18 protein-coding genes are annotated in these 16,993 nt (G+C 35.8%); 14 read left to right on the top strand and 4 right to left on the bottom strand.

Annotated features, from left to right (window positions below):
• Positions 1-101: 101 nt before the first annotated feature.
• A complete protein-coding gene (locus RN605_RS00170) occupies positions 102-959 on the top strand; it encodes an alpha/beta hydrolase (protein WP_313321381.1) in 858 nt (285 codons plus the stop codon).
• On the opposite strand, the gene RN605_RS00165 is transcribed toward RN605_RS00170, so the two are convergent.
• Positions 960-2,306: a pectate lyase family protein gene (locus RN605_RS00165; protein ID WP_313321380.1), complete on the bottom strand. Its 1,347-nt coding sequence runs from the start codon at positions 2,304-2,306 to the stop codon at positions 960-962.
• A 274-nt stretch (positions 2,307-2,580) separates the two neighbouring features.
• On the opposite strand from RN605_RS00165, the gene RN605_RS00160 reads away from it, so the two are divergent.
• The gene (locus RN605_RS00160; protein WP_313325754.1) at positions 2,581-3,087 is read left to right on the top strand and encodes a hypothetical protein; all 507 of its coding nucleotides are present in this window, start codon (positions 2,581-2,583) and stop codon (positions 3,085-3,087) included.
• Positions 3,088-3,141: 54 nt separating this feature from the next.
• On the opposite strand, the gene RN605_RS00155 is transcribed toward RN605_RS00160, so the two are convergent.
• The 3 genes from RN605_RS00155 to RN605_RS00145 are packed head-to-tail and all read right to left on the bottom strand — an operon-like array spanning position 3,142 to position 6,024.
• Positions 3,142-3,837 (bottom strand): SIMPL domain-containing protein, encoded by a 696-nt coding sequence (locus RN605_RS00155; RefSeq protein ID WP_313325752.1) that lies wholly within the window; start codon positions 3,835-3,837, stop codon positions 3,142-3,144.
• A 51-nt stretch (positions 3,838-3,888) separates the two neighbouring features.
• Complete coding sequence (locus RN605_RS00150; protein ID WP_313325751.1) at positions 3,889-4,530, bottom strand: rhomboid family intramembrane serine protease; 642 nt, start codon at positions 4,528-4,530, stop codon at positions 3,889-3,891.
• A gap of 9 nt (positions 4,531-4,539) precedes the next feature.
• Positions 4,540-6,024: an aminotransferase class V-fold PLP-dependent enzyme gene (locus RN605_RS00145; protein WP_313325750.1), complete on the bottom strand. Its 1,485-nt coding sequence runs from the start codon at positions 6,022-6,024 to the stop codon at positions 4,540-4,542.
• 133 nt (positions 6,025-6,157) lie between these two features.
• Here RN605_RS00145 and RN605_RS00140 point away from each other — a divergent pair, with 133 nt between their 5' ends.
• The 12 genes from RN605_RS00140 (at position 6,158) to RN605_RS00085 (ending at position 16,988) form a co-directional block, all read left to right on the top strand.
• Positions 6,158-6,421: a hypothetical protein gene (locus RN605_RS00140; RefSeq protein WP_313325749.1), complete on the top strand. Its 264-nt coding sequence runs from the start codon at positions 6,158-6,160 to the stop codon at positions 6,419-6,421.
• Positions 6,422-7,114: 693 nt separating this feature from the next.
• Positions 7,115-7,378, top strand: coding sequence for a GIY-YIG nuclease family protein (locus RN605_RS00135; protein WP_313325748.1), 264 nt, complete (start codon positions 7,115-7,117; stop codon positions 7,376-7,378).
• Complete coding sequence (locus tag RN605_RS00130) at positions 7,344-8,291, top strand: tyrosine-type recombinase/integrase (RefSeq protein WP_313356407.1); 948 nt, start codon at positions 7,344-7,346, stop codon at positions 8,289-8,291. Before RN605_RS00135 ends, RN605_RS00130 begins: the two co-directional genes overlap by 35 nt.
• Before the next feature lie 140 nt (positions 8,292-8,431).
• Positions 8,432-9,217 carry a hypothetical protein gene (locus tag RN605_RS00125; protein WP_313325745.1) on the top strand — a complete coding sequence of 262 codons (786 nt, stop codon included), beginning with the start codon at positions 8,432-8,434 and terminating at the stop codon, positions 9,215-9,217.
• A 9-nt stretch (positions 9,218-9,226) separates the two neighbouring features.
• On the top strand, positions 9,227-9,763 hold the full coding sequence (locus RN605_RS00120) for a uracil-DNA glycosylase family protein (RefSeq protein ID WP_313325743.1): 537 nt from the start codon (positions 9,227-9,229) through the stop codon (positions 9,761-9,763).
• Positions 9,764-9,984: 221 nt separating this feature from the next.
• A complete protein-coding gene (locus RN605_RS00115) occupies positions 9,985-11,703 on the top strand; it encodes a serine hydrolase domain-containing protein (protein ID WP_313325741.1) in 1,719 nt (572 codons plus the stop codon).
• 206 nt (positions 11,704-11,909) lie between these two features.
• Positions 11,910-12,380: a hypothetical protein gene (locus RN605_RS00110; protein ID WP_291283428.1), complete on the top strand. Its 471-nt coding sequence runs from the start codon at positions 11,910-11,912 to the stop codon at positions 12,378-12,380.
• Positions 12,381-12,550: 170 nt separating this feature from the next.
• A complete protein-coding gene (locus RN605_RS00105) occupies positions 12,551-13,819 on the top strand; it encodes a chloride channel protein (RefSeq protein ID WP_313325740.1) in 1,269 nt (422 codons plus the stop codon).
• Between the two features lie 241 nt (positions 13,820-14,060).
• Entirely contained in the window at positions 14,061-14,459 is a 399-nt protein-coding gene (locus RN605_RS00100) for a hypothetical protein (RefSeq protein ID WP_313325739.1), read from the top strand.
• A gap of 715 nt (positions 14,460-15,174) precedes the next feature.
• Positions 15,175-16,095 (top strand): carboxypeptidase-like regulatory domain-containing protein, encoded by a 921-nt coding sequence (locus RN605_RS00095; protein ID WP_313325737.1) that lies wholly within the window; start codon positions 15,175-15,177, stop codon positions 16,093-16,095.
• Between the two features lie 106 nt (positions 16,096-16,201).
• Positions 16,202-16,591, top strand: coding sequence for a nuclear transport factor 2 family protein (locus RN605_RS00090; protein ID WP_313325735.1), 390 nt, complete (start codon positions 16,202-16,204; stop codon positions 16,589-16,591).
• A 22-nt stretch (positions 16,592-16,613) separates the two neighbouring features.
• Positions 16,614-16,988 carry a VOC family protein gene (locus tag RN605_RS00085; protein ID WP_313325733.1) on the top strand — a complete coding sequence of 125 codons (375 nt, stop codon included), beginning with the start codon at positions 16,614-16,616 and terminating at the stop codon, positions 16,986-16,988.
• The last annotated feature ends 5 nt before the right edge of the window (positions 16,989-16,993 follow it).

The following is a 16,993-nucleotide window of genomic DNA, read 5'->3' as shown; positions in this document are numbered from 1 at the left end:
TTATATATTTATAAAAAAATCAAGTTTTGCAAAGTAAGTCAACTAACATATATTCACTCCGTTTTATAACATTCTTTTTATCAATAAGTTTTGCTATAAATATGCAATCTCAAGTTAAAATTATTCCAGTTTGGAAAGATGTTATTCCAAATGAAATAATAAACCCACAATATACAGAAAATCAAATTTATAAAGACAGTATATTTCAAAAAACTAGCAATGTATCAGTTCCAACTCTTACAATTTATTTTCCTGAAAAAGCCAATGGAACTTCGATTCTAATTTTTCCTGGTGGTGGTTATGAACATTTATCAATGTGTAAAGAAGGTGAAAAAGTAGCAAAATGGTTGAATTCATTAGGAATAACTGCTTTTGTATTAAAATACCGCTTGCCAAGCGATAAAATCATGAAAGATAAGAGCATTGGTCCATTACAAGATGCTCAAGAAGCAATTAGAATAATTCGAAGAAATGCACTTGAATGGAAAATCAATAAAATTGGTGTTATTGGTTTCTCTGCAGGCGGACATTTAGCAGCATCTTTATCTACTCGATTTAATGAAAACTTTTATTCAACAAGTGATACCGCTAGTTCTCGTCCAGATTTTTCTCTATTAATTTATCCTGTGATTTCCATGAAAAACGAAATTACACACAAGCGTTCTCAAGCTAATTTATTGGGAAACAAGCCTTCTAAGAAAGAAATTGAAACTTTTTCTGTTGAGCTTTCAGTAACCAATGAAACACCAAACACATTCATCGTTCACGCAACAGATGATAAATCAGTTCCTGTTGAGAATAGCATAAACTATTATCTTGCTTTAAAAAAGAATAACGTTCCTGCAGAAATTCATCTTTATGAAAAAGGAGGACACGGTTTTGGATTAGGAGTTAAAGATACAAGCAAATTTTGGACTGATGCTTGTATAAATTGGTTAAAAAGTCTAAACTATTTATAATTACTTTTTGATAAATTTCAAATTTTTCGACTTACCATTAATTTGAATCTTACACACATAAACTCCTTTTGCTAATCCAAATAAGTTTAATTCTAAGTTTTCATTAGCTTCGATATTTTTTGAAGATGCATATACTTGTTTTCCAAACATATCATAAACTCCAATATCAACTTTTCCATTTATCGAACTAGGGAATTGAATATTCAGAACATTCTCAATTAAGGTTGGATACAATTTAATTTCTTCATCTAAAACTTCTTGATTCATTCCTAAATTTGCACATGGATTAGCAGTAATTACTCCACTTGCAGAAACATTTAAGGTAGCACCAGCACCACAAGTTGGATCTGGAACATAAGTAGCTACATCTGCAACTGGAAATGCCGAAGTTGTATAACTTGGTGGTGAAAAAGTAGTCCCAACATTAGTCAATGAAGTTCCCAAACAACCTGTAAAAGAAAGTCCAACGGTTCCTCCATCGGTAGAAACATAACTAGTATAAACACTTGATACATTGGCAAAATGAGTATTCTGAATATAACAAGTACTGTTATTAATTCCTCCTCCCAGTCCAATAGCTCTAGAACTTGTAGTTTGAACGTTGTAATAACAATTTAAAATGTGAAGTTCAGCATTTCTAGCTCTTGGCATTCTTTCTTTACATCCTGTTGCCCAATAGCAATTTTGAAATGTAATACTATAATGTCCATCTGCAGGCGCATCCGTTGAAGAAGAACCGACAAGATTTGAAAAACGGTGATCATTTGAACCTCCTGAACCACCTGGAACTGCAGGTTTCAAATAGGTAAATTTACACCAAGAAATAGTTACATTATCTCCTAAACCTTTGTTATCAAAATTACCATCTATTCCATCTTGAAACTCACAATGATCTACCCAAATATTTGTTCCTTCATTGGTTAAATTATCCCTACCATCAACATCATAAGCTCCTGGACCTTCAAAAATTAAATTTCTGATAATTACATTATTGGAACCTGGCTTGATATTTAAAATTCCTGAATTGTTAGCAGAAGTTGTGGAATTTCCAACAGTAATTTGAGTATTTCTTAATCTTGCTCCTGGCAATCCAATTATTGTTTTATTGTTTAAGGTCACACTTGTATAAATACAGTCTATGGTACCCGAAACTAAAATTACCCTATTAGCTGCAGTTGTTGATTGAAGCGCATTTTTAAAAGCGGTATAGGTTGTTACTGTAACTGGGGTTCCATTTCCACCACCAGTTGCAGCTGCTCCAAATCCTTCAGGTGCCGACATATTGATATTTTGACCTGTTAAACCTGTCACAGTTAGAAGAATAAAACCTAAAATAATTTTTCTCATCGGGTTAATTTTATTTTCAATCTTTATAATTTTGATATCAATTCCAAATTAGTGCAATCGATTACGCAAATCTATATATTTTATTTTTATATCTTCAAATTTTAGATGTAATAAATTCATAATAATGTAATTTTTAACATATTTAGTTCTTGTTTCTTACCAAATATTCAATGTTAAAAATCATTTTATTAATTCCAAGATATCATAAAAAGCATCCGTTTAAGTTTTATCTTTTAATTATAAAACCTATATTTGGTTTTCTAAAAAAATTGTTATGAATTCAAGTATAAAATTTTTGGCCTCAGCTTTTGCCTTATCACTAGTTTTAATTTCTTGTAAGAAGGAAGAAGAAGCTGTTGTTTCAGATACTCCAAAAGAAATCATCTTACCAAGAGTACAACCTATCCCTACGGGTAGTTATGTTACTCCACAACAAACGGTTCAACAACCACAACAAACTGTTACTCCTGCTCCGCAACCTGTTGCTCAGAATCAAGTAGTAACCAAGCCAGGTATGAATCCACCGCATGGGCAACCAGGTCACCGTTGTGATATTCAGGTTGGTGCTCCTTTAAGTTCGCCTCCAGGTGCTAAACCAGCAACTATGGGAACTGCTACTGCAAAACATTTAGACCCAAGCATGTTTACCACAACTCCTGCTGCTAGTCCGGCTACTGCGGAAACTACTGCGGTGGTTACTGAACCAGGGAAAAATCCTCCGCATGGTCAGGAAGGTCATGTTTGTAGCATTCCTGTTGGTGCCGATTTGCCTAAAGAATAAAAAAAATCTCCTTCAATGAAGGAGATTTTTTATTACAAGCTATGTTGATTGTTTTTAATCCAAGACAAAGGTAACTGTAACGTTGGCATTGATTTCTATTTCACCAATGGCTAACGTTTCTCTTTCTGGCATAGCCATATCAGCAGCCATAGTCATCATACTGTTCTTGTACATCGGTTGTGGATAGAACACTTGTGAGTTATCAGAGATTAAAAGCGCCTTTCCAATCTTTTGGTTTAAGACTGTAACATAGTCTTCGGCTTTTTGTTTTGCATTAAGCATTGCTTTTCTTCGTGCGTCTCTTTCTAATTCTTCCATCTTAGACGATTTGAACTCTACACCTTGTATTGAGTTGATACCAGCATCGTTTAATCCCATCATGATTTCATCATATTTAGACAAGTCTTTTAATGTAATGCTGATGGATTGATTTGCCTGAAAGAAATATTTCTTTTTCTCGTAGTCGTAGTTTTTATTAAGGCTTACGTTGTTTGTTTTATAATCTGCAGGGTTAATTCCGCTTTTCTTCAGGAACTTAATAACCTTGTCTACGGTTTCATCGTTAAGGGTTTTTACTTCCTTAGCATCTTTGCCTGAGTTTTGAACACCAACGTTCACGATAGCTCTATCGGGAGTTACTTTTACTTTTCCTTCTCCGGTTACTGTGATTTGTGGAACTTGCGTCTTACCGTCTTGTGCAAAGGCAAAAACAGTGAAGAACATCATCGCTAGGATAACTGACTTTTTCATACTAATATCTTTTTTAATTGATTTATTAAAAGTAGACAAAAGTTGTGCCATTTACAACTTCCCAGACTTGGCCATGATGAATAAAATGATAATGGGCACTGCTAATAAGATTACCATCAGCGTATTATCCTGAATAAGCATGGGTACTTTTAACAAAGTAATAACATAACCTCCTATGGCGCCACCAATGTGTGCGGTGTGCCCGATATTATCAGTGCGCGATTTCATTCCGTAGATGGAATAGAGCAAATAACCGATTCCGAATAGGTAGGCAGGCATTGGGATAACTCCAAAAATACCTATCTCCATGTCTGGATACATTAAAATAGCCGAATACAACACTCCGGTTACTGCTCCAGAAGCTCCTACAGCACTATAAGAGTACTCGTTGCCGTGGAAAACCATGGTGAGCAAACTGCCGCAGATGAGACTTGCAAAATAAACGAGTACCAGCGTAAAATTACTTAATGAAACCGACACTATAGGCGCAAAGAAATAGAGCGTAATCATGTTGAAGGCCAAATGCATGATGTCGGCGTGAAGAAAACCCGAGGTTACCATTCTATATTGTTCGCCGGCACGAATACTGCCTACGTGGAACTGATATTTTCTGAAGAAATACTGGTCTTCAAAGCCTTTAAAACTCACAATAACGTTGATTGCAATGATTGCATACAGAATGATGTTATCCATAGTAACGAATTATGATTTAAACCAGTCTTTAACCATGTTCTTTTCGAGTAGCTGGTCGTTTTTATGATAAAAGTTGTTGCTCTTGGCGTCGTAGTTATAGTCTTTGCTCCACTCTTCGTGGTTTTGCGCTAAGGCAATGATGCTATCGCAGACGTATTCTATCTCGCGGTTGGTGGTTGTTGGGTGAATAGACATGCGAATCCATCCTGGTTTCTTGAGGAGTTCGCCTAGAGAGATCTGAGATACTAAATCATGGGATGTTTCCTGGTCTACATGCAGTAAGTAATGCCCATAGGTTCCGGCGCAGCTGCATCCGCCGCGGGTTTGTATTCCAAATTTGTCGTTCAGGATTTTTACACCGAGGTTGAAATGCAAATCATTGATGTAGAATGAAATTACACCCAAACGGTCTTGATGCTGACCTGCGAGTATGTTTATGTTATTGATATTGTTTAAACGACTGAAGACGTATTCTACGATTTCGTGCTCGCGGTTGATGATGTTGTTGACACCCATTTCTTCTTTAAGCTGTATGGCAAGTGCTGTTTTGATGACTTGTAGAAACCCAGGTGTGCCACCGTCTTCGCGGTCTTCGATGTTGTCTATATATTTGTGTTCGCCCCACGGATTAGTCCAGCTGACGGTTCCTCCACCGGGACAATCGGGGATATTATTCTTGTAGAGATTTTTATTGAAGAGCAGTACTCCTGTTGTACCAGGTCCGCCCAAGAATTTATGAGGTGAAAAGAATATTGCATCGAGGTAGCTTTCGTTATCGGGATGCATGTTGATGTCTACATATGGTCCGGAGCAGGCAAAATCGACGAAGCACACGCCGTTATTTTGGTGCATTATTTTTGCGACTTCGTGGTATGGCGTTTGAATTCCGGTTACGTTTGAACAGGAAGTGATTGAGGCTATCTTAAAGCTGCGGTTTTTGTATTTATTGAGTGTGGTTTTAAAATTTTCGAGGCAGAAGAGTCCTTCTTCGTTGCAATCTATCACTTCAACGTCGGCGATGGTTTCTAACCACGAGGTTTGGTTGGAATGATGCTCCATGTGTGAAATAAACACGATGGGTTTGATGGCTTCGGGAATGTTGGTGAACTCCTTGAGGTTCTCGGATACTCTTAAACCGAGTATGCGTTGCAGTTTATTGACTACGCCGGTCATTCCGGTGCCGTCGGTAATCAGTACATCATTGTCGTTGGCGTTTACATGGCGCTTGATGATGTTTCGGGCTTCGTGGTAGGCCATTGTCATGGCGGTTCCTGAAATGGTGGTTTCGGTATGTGTGTTTGCCACGAATGGTCCGAAGATATTAATCATCTTCTCCTCTATTGGGCGGTATAAACGGCCACTTGCTGTCCAGTCGGTGTAGATTATTTTCTGGTTGCCGAATGGTGATTGGAATTCTTGGTTGATGCCGATGATGTTTTGGCGAAATTTATCGAAGTAGGTTTCTAATTCTGATTGTATTGTTGTGGTTAACATGCTTAGCCGTTTTGTTGTGCAAAGATAAATGTTTTTTGTTTATGGTTTGATGTTTATTGCTTGTGATTGGGTGTTTTATGTGGCTTGGTAAGGGTTTGTTGGGGTTTTGTTGGTGGTTTTTGAAGCGATGTAGATGGCGTTTGAAGCGACGAGAGATGCGTTTGAAGCGATGAGAGTTGCGTTTGAAGCGATGAGAGCAGCGTTTGAAGAGACGAGAGCGGCGTTTGAAGAGATGAGAGCGGCGTTTGAAGGGATGTGTATGGCGTTTGAAACGACGAGAGAAGCGGTTGAAGTGATGGAGAATTGCGTTGAAGTGATGAGAGTAGCGTTTGAAGAGATGAGAGCAGCGTTTGAAGCGATGGGAGTTTTTGTTTTGGTTATGAGTTTATGGGTTTAAAAGTTTAGAAGTTTAGAAGTGGTGGTAATTTCTTTTTATTCATTTAGCTTCGCTCAGTTTGCTTTGGCTCAGGTTTTATATTCATTTTTTTGCTTGTCCAAAAAAACGAATCAAAAAAAGGACACTTTTACGAGGAATTTTTAAACGTTGTTTAAAACCGACTGAAAAACTCTGCGTCGCTTTGCTCCTGTTTTCAGAGCTTTTTCAGTCTATTCTGCGTAAAAGGTGGCAAGGCTTTGCCTTGCTTTGGTTTTTTTTATTGGGCGGGTTTTTTCTACTGGCGTAAAAGGTTGCATGGCTTTGCCTTGCTTTAGTTTTTTTTGTTTTAAAAAATAAAAGCGGTAGTTTGTGGCTACCGCTTTTACCTGAGTATTAACTTAAATTTTTCGCTTATGCGAAGAGATTTTGCATTACTAATTTAGTTATTATTTGTTTTTGTTGGTGAATTTTTTGATTTTTTTAAGATTTATGAAAATTAGGGGGAAATCCCCCTTTTTTTATTGAAAGGGTTTGTTGTAATTTAGTGTTATAAATTTATGTGATGAAATGGACTGCTCGAATTATTAGTTATAAAGGTGAAAAACGGATTGGGGTGTATTTTGAAAAGGATGCTGAATTGATTGGTAGGATTAAACAGTTAGAAGGTTCGCGTTGGAGTCAATCTTCACCCCGTTGGATAAAAAAATAAAAACTATGTATTATTATGTTTATGTATTATTAAGCGAAAAGGATAATCAGTTTTATACTGGTTATACTTCTGATTTAAAAAGAAGATTAGATGAACATCAATTGGGTAAAGTTCATTCAACCAAATATAGATTGCCTTTAAAACTAATTTATTTTGAAGGATGTTTACATCAACAAGATGCTACACGGAGAGAAAAGTATTTAAAATCGGGTAATGGTAAAATATATCTAAGAAATAGAATGCGTCAATTTTTTTATCCTACGGGGTAAATGGCATCTTCCCGACACGGAAGCCTATCGGGTACTGTTTGGATTACCATCTATAACTTCAACACGGCCCAATGCTGAAGGACAACAAGCTATTGAAAAATTTAGGCAGTATTTGCGCAGTAAACGGTATAGCGAGAATACTATTAGTACCTATTGTGATGCTCTGAAATCGTTTTTAGTGTTTTATAATACTAAGCGCATTGCTGAACTCACTAATGAGGATATTATTGTATATAATAATCAGTATATATTGAAAAATAGATTATCGGCTTCTTATCAAAATCAGATTGTGAACGCTATTAAATTGTTTTTTTCTATTATAAGAAACACTAAAATTGATGTTGATATAATTCATCGGCCAAAACGCGCCAAAGTATTACCTAATGTTTTGAGTAAAGAGGAGGTTAAAGCAATATTGGAAGCGCATAGTAATGTTAAACATAAAATGATGTTGAGCATGATTTATAGTTGTGGTTTGCGGTGTGGTGAATTGTTGGCTTTGAAACCTTTGCATATTGACTCAAAACGGAATATTGTATTACTTCAAAACTCGAAGGGTAAAAAAGATAGGATTGCACCACTTAGTCCAAAAATATTAGAAATGCTTAGAGAATATTATAAATTATACAAACCTACTACCTACTTATTTGAAGGACAAACAGCAGGTAATCCGTATGATTCTAGAAGTTTACAAATGGTTTTAAAACAAGCTTTGCAAAAGGCTCGTATTACAAAACCTGTAACGCTACATTGGCTACGGCATAGTTATGCTACGCATTTATTGGAAAGTGGTACCGATTTAAGATACATACAAGAACTCTTGGGACATAACAGCAGTAAGACTACTGAAATCTATACGCACGTAAGTACGAAAAGTATTCAACAAATTAAAAGTCCTTTTGATGATTTGTAATAAAATTTTAATTATTTTTGAAATACAAAGCGAGACAAAGTTTCGCCAATCTACCCAATTTTGGGTGTATAGACGAAACTTTGTTGCGCCTATATACAAGTTGGCGGTAATTTTACCTCAGATTATAAAAAGAAAATTCTATGACCGAAGAACAAATCTTAAAATATGAATTAAAAGAATCTAATTTTTACAGATTCAATTACATATATGCTTCAGTAGTTAGTTCATTAATAATTTTATTTATAATATTTTTTGTCAAATTTGATAATGATTTTTTAAGTAACATAATTCCAATACTTGGTTTTGTATTTATTATTTTAATCTGCTTTGTATACGCTAAAATAAATGCTAAAAACAGAACATTAGAAAGAACCTTTTATAACAGTTTAATCACTCTTGGAAAAGAAATTATAAAAAATAACAGTCAAAATAGTAGTTCTGTTTCTTTTTATTTATCCGAAATAATAGAGAAAAAAATTAACGCTTATGACACTGAGTTTTGGGAAACAAAAGAAAAAGAGATAGCATTTCCATATAAAATTTCCAGAGGAGAAATGTATGTTATGGAAATTATAGCACTTGCAGATGAAAAAAGTATCAATTCGTCAATTAACATTTATAAAAACTTTGATTTAGAAAACATCAATAAAAAGCGTAATGAATTCAACTACTTGAATAACCAAATCAAAACAACAAACAAGCTTGTAGAAATTCAAGACAGACTAGTCGAAAACTATTCAAAACTTGGAGGTGAAAATTTATCCGATTATTTGAAGCAAGAAAATATAGCTGAAATTGAACAAAAAAAGAAACAAGAAAAGAATAATCAAAGAAACCTTCAATTAGTTGCTGGAATTTGTCCAAACTGCTTAACGAAAATACCTCGATTAGCATCAAAGTGTCCAAATTGTACTGCCGATTTATAAAGAAAAAAAATGACACATAAATTTGAAAATCACGAAATAAGTAAGCAAACTAAAATATTAATTTTGGGTACTTTTCATCCTGATATATCTAACGAAGCAGATTTTTTTTATGGTAGAAGTAGAAATTACTTATGGCGAATTTTACCATTAGTAATAAATAATCAAGACCTTAAACAATCACCACTCGAAAACAAATTTGAATTTATGAAAAAATTTAATATTGATTTCGTTGATGTGATTAAAAAAATTAATGTTCCAATCGGTCAAGAAAATAATTATAAAGATACATTTATAGATTCTTTAGTTATTGAATGGAAAGATATAATTGTAGAAATTCAAAATTTAGAGAGTTTAGAAGCCGTTTATTTTACACGTAAAACTTTTATTGGGATACCTAATATAGAAAATGAAATTTCTAAAATTAGAAACCATTGTGTGAAGAAATGTATAAGATTCTGTTTGTTAGAAACACCTTCTAGATATTCTAATCAAAGAAAAATAGAAGGTTGGAGAAATACAATAATTGAAAAAACAACCTGCTTATAAAAAAACTACCGCCAACACAGGTTTTGCGCTATTGCTAGGCTTGGGTTTTATTTGAAAAATTCGGTGATTATCTTTTTTCTTTTTATTCACGTTTCTACTTTCAAAGTTTTCGGTATATTTGTTAACGCCAGTCTTGAAATTACGCAACAGCGCAAAGCCTGGGAACGTTGTGCGTCATTGATAAAAACAAATGCGATTTAACATCAACAAATAACACATAAATGAAGCATCTATTTTTCATATCGGTTCTTTGCTTCTTAAACATGCAAATTGTCGCTCAAACAATTGACAATTCTTGGATAGAAAAAACTATAGACACCATATTTAAGCCATTGCACCGAGATGAATCTCCTGGAGTAGCTGTTACAGTATTGCAAAATGGAAAAATAATTATAAAGAAAAATTACGGCTTAGCGAATCTTGAACATTCGATACCATTTACTCACCAATCACCCGTTCGATTGACTTATTCTATGGGTAGGGAATTTATGAGTGCCGGTATCGCTATAATGGAAGCCGAAGGCCTCCTGCGCTTTGATGACAAGGTAAGAAGCTATCTGCCTAAATTACCGGAATGGAGCAAGAACGTAACCATTCAGGATTTACTCAATCACAGTAGCGGCTTTGATGATGAATGGTCGCTGCTACTGCTCATGCATGCCGACATGAGAAACCGGGTAGATAAGGAACAAATGCTCACATTGCTGTACAACCAACCCAAGCCACAGGTGCAGCCGGGCGAAGGTTATATGTACTGCAATACAGATTATGCCCTACTGCGAATGATTGCGGAAATGGCTTCCAAACAAAATCTTGCAGTTTACCTGAAAAATAAATTATTTGCCCCATTGGGTATGTCAGCCACGTTTATGAATGATGATATAGAGGCCGTAATACCTGGCTTTGCAGAAAGTTATTATGGAAACAGGCCCTTTCGTAAAGCAAGGTTTTACAAAACTTCACCCGGTGGCAATTACCGCATTGTAACAACTGCTAATGACCTCGAAAAATGGGCTTTGGCAGCAGCAGACTCCTCTTCTGTACTGGCAAAAGCCTTTGAAAGACTTTACCAGGATGCAAGATCAATTCCTGTGATGGCGCCGGAACAGCACTATACCTTTGGCCATGAATGGAGAAAAAGAGACACCCTCTCCTATGTCTTTCACGGCGGTGTAGATGATGGTTTTTATATGGTTCGGATACCATCCCAGGGAATTGCAGTAATTGCTCTGGGCAACAGTAGCAACAGTATTGCCGGGTTGTTGCAATTAACGGATAGCTTGCTGCCACCTAAACCTGCTCCTTCAGCTGAGAGGCCAATGTTTCCCGAAACTGCCGTGGTGCTGCCTAACAGTGAATTGAAAAAATACGCAGGCAGGTATTTTGAACACAACGTAAAGGGCTACAACAGCCATGTGAGTAGGATCGCTTATTACGATATTAAGGCAGAAGGCGATAGTCTGCAGTTCTATTACCAACCCGGTGCTTCCTTTCCCCTGACGGCATTTGGCAATGGCCATTTTAAAGATATGGAGGAGGATGTTCCTATCATTTTTTCCGGACTCAACCCAGATAGTACTATGCAATTCAAGGTATGGTTGCCCAATGGTGAGGTCAAGGTTTACCGACAACATGAAAATAATCTGAAAATAAACAAGCCACAGCTTCAGCAATTTGTTGGAAAATATTACAGCCCACACCTCGATTATTACTTCCGTGTTGTACTCGATGAAAAAGATCAACTCATCGTTAAAAGACCCACACTATCAGACGTAAAGTTAGAGCCTTACGGAGAGAACAGCTTTTTATTACAGGCAGATACGGGCGGATATTTTGTATATACGGTAATAACTTTCACCCGAAACAAAAAGGGACAGGTAGATGGTTTTGATGTAAGATATTCAAGACTTATGCATCACAGGTTTGATAAAGTAAACTAGACAATTAACAATCATTGCTCAATATTTAAAAAGGACAAAAATCAACGAACGCACAACACGGGTTTGGCTAAAGTGGCGGTTCAGTGCTCCGTAGACACATTCGTGGTAAATCAAAGTTTGGTTCTACGCATCAACATTTGTGGTGAAAATCGCCACCTTCGCCAAGCCCGAAAACGTTGTAGGCAATTATAGAAACTGACAAACATATGGCAATCCTTAAGGAAATAAAAGATAACGAATTGTATTTGTATATGAATGGAAATCTAATATACAAACGTTGGTTTAATACTGGAGCATCAAAAGTTTTTGATAAAATGGCTTATGATAAATATACTTTAACAAGTATTCGTGACTTAGAATATGAAAATCCAAATGAACTAATACCAATCAAAGCCAAAATCAAAATAATACGAACAGAAGATGGTGGAAGAAAGACAGGATTTATAAGCGGTTATAGACCAAATCATGTTTTTGAATATGGAAAAAAAGGAGAGCTAAATAACACATTCATTGGAGATATAATTTTCGAGGGACAATCTACTATTGAACCAGGAGAAGAAAAAGAAGTTACGGTTCGTTTTTTAATTAATCAACCAATCGAAAAATATCTAAACAAAGGTCAAGTTTGGTGGATTCATGAAGGACCGAATTTGATTGGAGAAGCTGAAGTGTTATAAAATAACTGCCTACAACAGCGGTTTGCTTCAATGGCTTGGCTCGGGAATTATTTAGAATATACGCTGTCTAATTAAATCTTATTTTTATATTTGTAATAGTCAGTGATTAATTAACGCCACTGAAAGCAAGCCCCAAAACGTTGTATGCCATATAAAACAGAAACGAAACAGTGAAATTAAAACGAAGAAGAAAATTAGTAACATATTTAAATATTTTAGACCAACCTGTCCGATTTAACCCGTTCGTTTTCAGTCGGACTTTTTTATTATGGGCTATACTTGGATTAATTGGAGGAATAATTGCAGGTATTTATTGGATTGGACTTGAGTTTCTGACTCATCAATTAGCTTTTTTTAATGGTTGGCAAGTAATTCCTGTAATGGCAATTTGCGGACTTTTAGCAGGCTTGGTAATTCACTTCATTGGAGACCCAGGAGAAATACATTTAATCGTAAACAACATTCGATTCAACAAAGGAAAACTTGACCCTAAAAACAATCCGTCAATGGTTCTCTCTTCATTATTATGTGTTGCGTCAGGAGGAAGCCTTGGACCCGAAGCACCATTAGTTCAAGTGACAGGCTCAACAGGAACTTGGTTGGGTAAATTGTTAAGACTTAAAGGAGAAGAATTACGGTCATTAAGTATCGCAGGAATGGCTTCAGGATTCACAGCATTATTTGGTGCTCCTTTAGGTGGTAGTCTTTTTTCATTAGAAATACTTCACCATAAACACGCAGTTGAATATTACAAAGCCATTATTCCTGCATTTGTTGCAAGTTGTTTTAGTTACTTGATGTTTGCATTAATCATTCATTTGGGACTTGGCCCAATATGGGACTTATCAGCTTATGAATATTCAGGGATTTTTGATTTTGGTTATGCAGTTCTATTTGCAGTAGTTGGAGCTACTTTTGGGTGGGCTTTTATTTTTTGCACCAAATTTTTTAAATCATTATTTGAGAAAAAACCAATTCCAATTTATATCAAAACGCTAATTGGAGGAATTTTACTTGGAGTAATTGCATTCTACTTTCCAATAACGAGATACTTTGGACATCACGAAATTAACGAACTGCTTTCAGGGAATTTCCCATTGACTTTATTGTTTGCTATTTTGATTTTCAAGATTATAGCCATTTCAATAACAGTTACATCAGGTTGGAGAGGTGGATTTATCATTCCTCTGTTTTTTGTGGGAGCAACCTTAGGACTAATTATTCATCAACTATTCCCAACAATAAATCTGACATTAGCAATAGTGAGTTGTATGGCAGCAATTAACGCTTGCGTAACTCGGACACCGATGAGTACAACCATTTTACTTGCAACATTGACAGGGTTTGGACATTTTATCCCAATCTTATTCGCAAGTTTAACAGGCTATTTTTTAGCACCAAGAATACCTTTTATAAGTTCACAAATGGAAAAAGAATGAAAAAATACGGCATACAACATTGGCTATACGTAATGCGGGCGAAAGTACCAGCCGAAAGTTCGGTGCTTCTATTCCGCCAAAGCTACGCTTTGACGTTTTAGAGGAAATAAGTTAAAACACAAAGCGTAGCTTTGGCTATCGTCCGTGCCAAACCGAAAGTGAAGTACCTTGAAATCCCGCACTACGCATAGCCGAGACCGTTAGTAGAGGTTTTTAAATCACGCTTGGGAAACTAACTGAAATGAAGACGAAAATCAAAATAATTGGTTCACTCCTATTTGCTTTTTTATTGTTCGCATACTTGAATTTTTTCTCAAGTTTTGTTTTTCCTTGGCAGAAAATGGAAGCTATTCAGACGACTTTAAATTGGGGCGGATTAGCAGAGTTACCTAAAGTAACTGAAAATTTAACAGTTGAAAAAGACGGCGGTATTTTCACCAGAAGTTTTAAAATACAATTTAAAGCAAATCAAAGCGAGATTAACAGTTGGATTTCGAAGAGTAAACGACTCAAAGATAATTTACCAAAAGTGAAAGGCGAACGAAAAATATTTGACATTTATCCGGGAGAAAAAGAATCATTTGGTGAAAATGTAACCGTTGAAAAAGGTATGGTGACAATCCGAATGAGTTGGAGTTAAAAAAACCTCTACTAACAGCCGTTAACCGCTATTGCTCGATTTTCGTGGTTTCACGTCTGTTTTTCACGTAAAACTATTATCTTAGCAGACAGTACGCAGTTCGCTGGCTTCGCAACAGTCGGTTAGCGGCGAAACGTTATGGGCAAGTTTGCTTGGGTGATGAAAAATGATTTGAGGTTTAGGGTTTGATACTGGATTTTTATGATGAAAATGTTTTTAAAAAAGTTTGTAGAATAAGAACTTTTCCTATATTTACAGCTAATATTAACCCTTAATATTAATAGAAATTTTACTAAGCGGAAGGCGCCAGCTTTTCGCTTTTTTATATTAATTGTTTTCTCTTTTTCTGTATAAATTTATCTTCTTGAAGATTACATTTGTTTTTTAATTTTTCTGTTATTAGAATTATTTCTTTCATAAATTATTTATAATGCAATTTTAAAGGCATTAAATTAAGCTATTCTCTGTAGGTTAAAAAAGTGATGTTTATTTTTCTGATTTAAATGTTTTATTAATTCATTTTATCGATTAAAAAGAACATTTTATCGATATAATCTGTAAGTATATTATATTATTTTTGTTTAAAATGATGTATTTCATCGAATTTTCTTAATTTTTTTTGATTCTGAAAAATTTTCCTCAATAGCTTTGTAATGCACTCAGAATTAGACGAGTGCATGCCCTTAAATTTATTATTAACTTAAATTCATTAACTATGGATGCAAGGCAAGAGGACGTATTGTCCATGCAAATTGTGACAGTTGACTTATTAGAGCATACTGACACGGCGATTCTTGACAGAATGCCACAAATAGTGACCGTTACTGCGGCACTGAGAGCAAAAGTGGAAACACTTAGAAATTTTAAGAACGGACAGATGTTGAACCGTTCGGGGAACCGGATGACCAAAGAGGAAATCAGAGTTGAGATGACTCAAAAGGGTTTTGAAACGGCTGCGGCTGTGTGTGCGTATGCCATTGCGGAGAGCAATGAGGTGCTGGAAATGGAGGTTACTTATGTGTACTCGGATTTAGAGCGTATGCGTGACACGGATGTTGCGGATACTTGCCAGAGTATTCATGAAATTGCCTTTCCGTTATTGACTGAACTGGCTGATTATGGTGTTACTGCGGAGTCGCTTGGGAAGTTGAAGGATGCTATTATTGAGTTTAATACTGCTATGCCGAAGCCGAGACAAGGGATTGTTACGAGAAAAACTATTACTGAGCAGATTGCTTTGTTGTTTGAAGAGTGTTCGGAATTGTTGTTTAGAATTGACAAGCTGGTGACGATGGTGCGCTTTAGTGAGCCGACTTTTTATAGTGACTATTTTGGCAGCAGAAGGATTGTTGATACTGGTAGTAGAAAGCTTTCGCTGCGTGGTGTTGTTACTGATGAGCTGGGACAACCGATAGACAAAGTGATTGTTGCCATCGAGGCATCGAGCTTGATTTCGACTAAAACGACGGCGAAAGGTAATTATCAGTTTAAAGGTGTTGAAGGCGGTTTTTGGCCAGTAGTGTTTAAGCGTGATGGTTATACTTCGGAGAAGGTGTTTCTGGCGATTACTCCTGGTTTGAGGGTTGATTTTAATATTACTCTGAAAGCTGCTAGTGAGCAAGAGCGAAGTGCTTAGTGTTAATTAGGAATTACGAATTATGGATTATTTAAGTTGAAATCCTGTTTCAGAAATGAGGCAGGATTTTTTTATATTTGATAGATAAAACCAACTTTCAAAGACTATGAAACTGAATATTAAACCCAACTGTGCTAATGCTCCAAAAAAAGAACTGGTTAAACAACTCACCATTGCTTTTGCTTCGTATGATATCCCTAAAGCCATGAACTTTATGGATAGTAATATTTCATGGACTTTGGTTGGCGAAGCGCCTATTATAGGCAAAGCACAATTTGCGGAAGCATTAGAAAAAATGAGTGATAACAAAGCTAAAACCTTAACAATAGAAAGTATCCTTACTCACGGAAAAGAAGCCGCTGTTCATGGTGAAATGCTGATGGAAGATGGAACTGTTTTTGGGTTTTCGGATTTTTATGAGTTTAACAGTTCTAAAAGTGAAATGGTTAAAACGATAGTTTCCTATGTGGTTTTGAAAGAGAAAAAGACTGATTAAAAAACAAGCAATCATTAAAGACATGAAAAAAGTAACAGGAATTGGTGGTGTTTTCTTTAAGTGTAGAGACACCAAGAGTTTAAATATATGGTATCAAACCCATCTTGGGATTGATGCTGGACCTTATGGTGCAAGCTTTGAATGGTGCGACAAAGAAAATCCTGAGAAAGAAGGCAGTACACAATGGAGTCCGTTTCCGGAAACGACCAAGTATTTTGAACCGTCAACCAAAGAGTTCATGATTAACTATCGTGTGGAAAATCTGGAAGCGCTTGTTGCTGAATTGAAGAAAGAAGGTGTAACTATCCTGGATGAAATTGCTACCTATGATTATGGTAAGTTTGTTCACATTATGGACCTTGAAGGGAATAAAATAGAGCTTTGGGAACCGGCTTAGGGGTT

The organism is Flavobacterium sp. PMTSA4 (assembly GCF_032098525.1).
Classification (GTDB): domain Bacteria; phylum Bacteroidota; class Bacteroidia; order Flavobacteriales; family Flavobacteriaceae; genus Flavobacterium; species Flavobacterium capsici.
The sequence above is the reverse complement of the archived record's forward strand: the minus strand, read 5'-3'. Positions and strand labels throughout refer to the sequence as shown.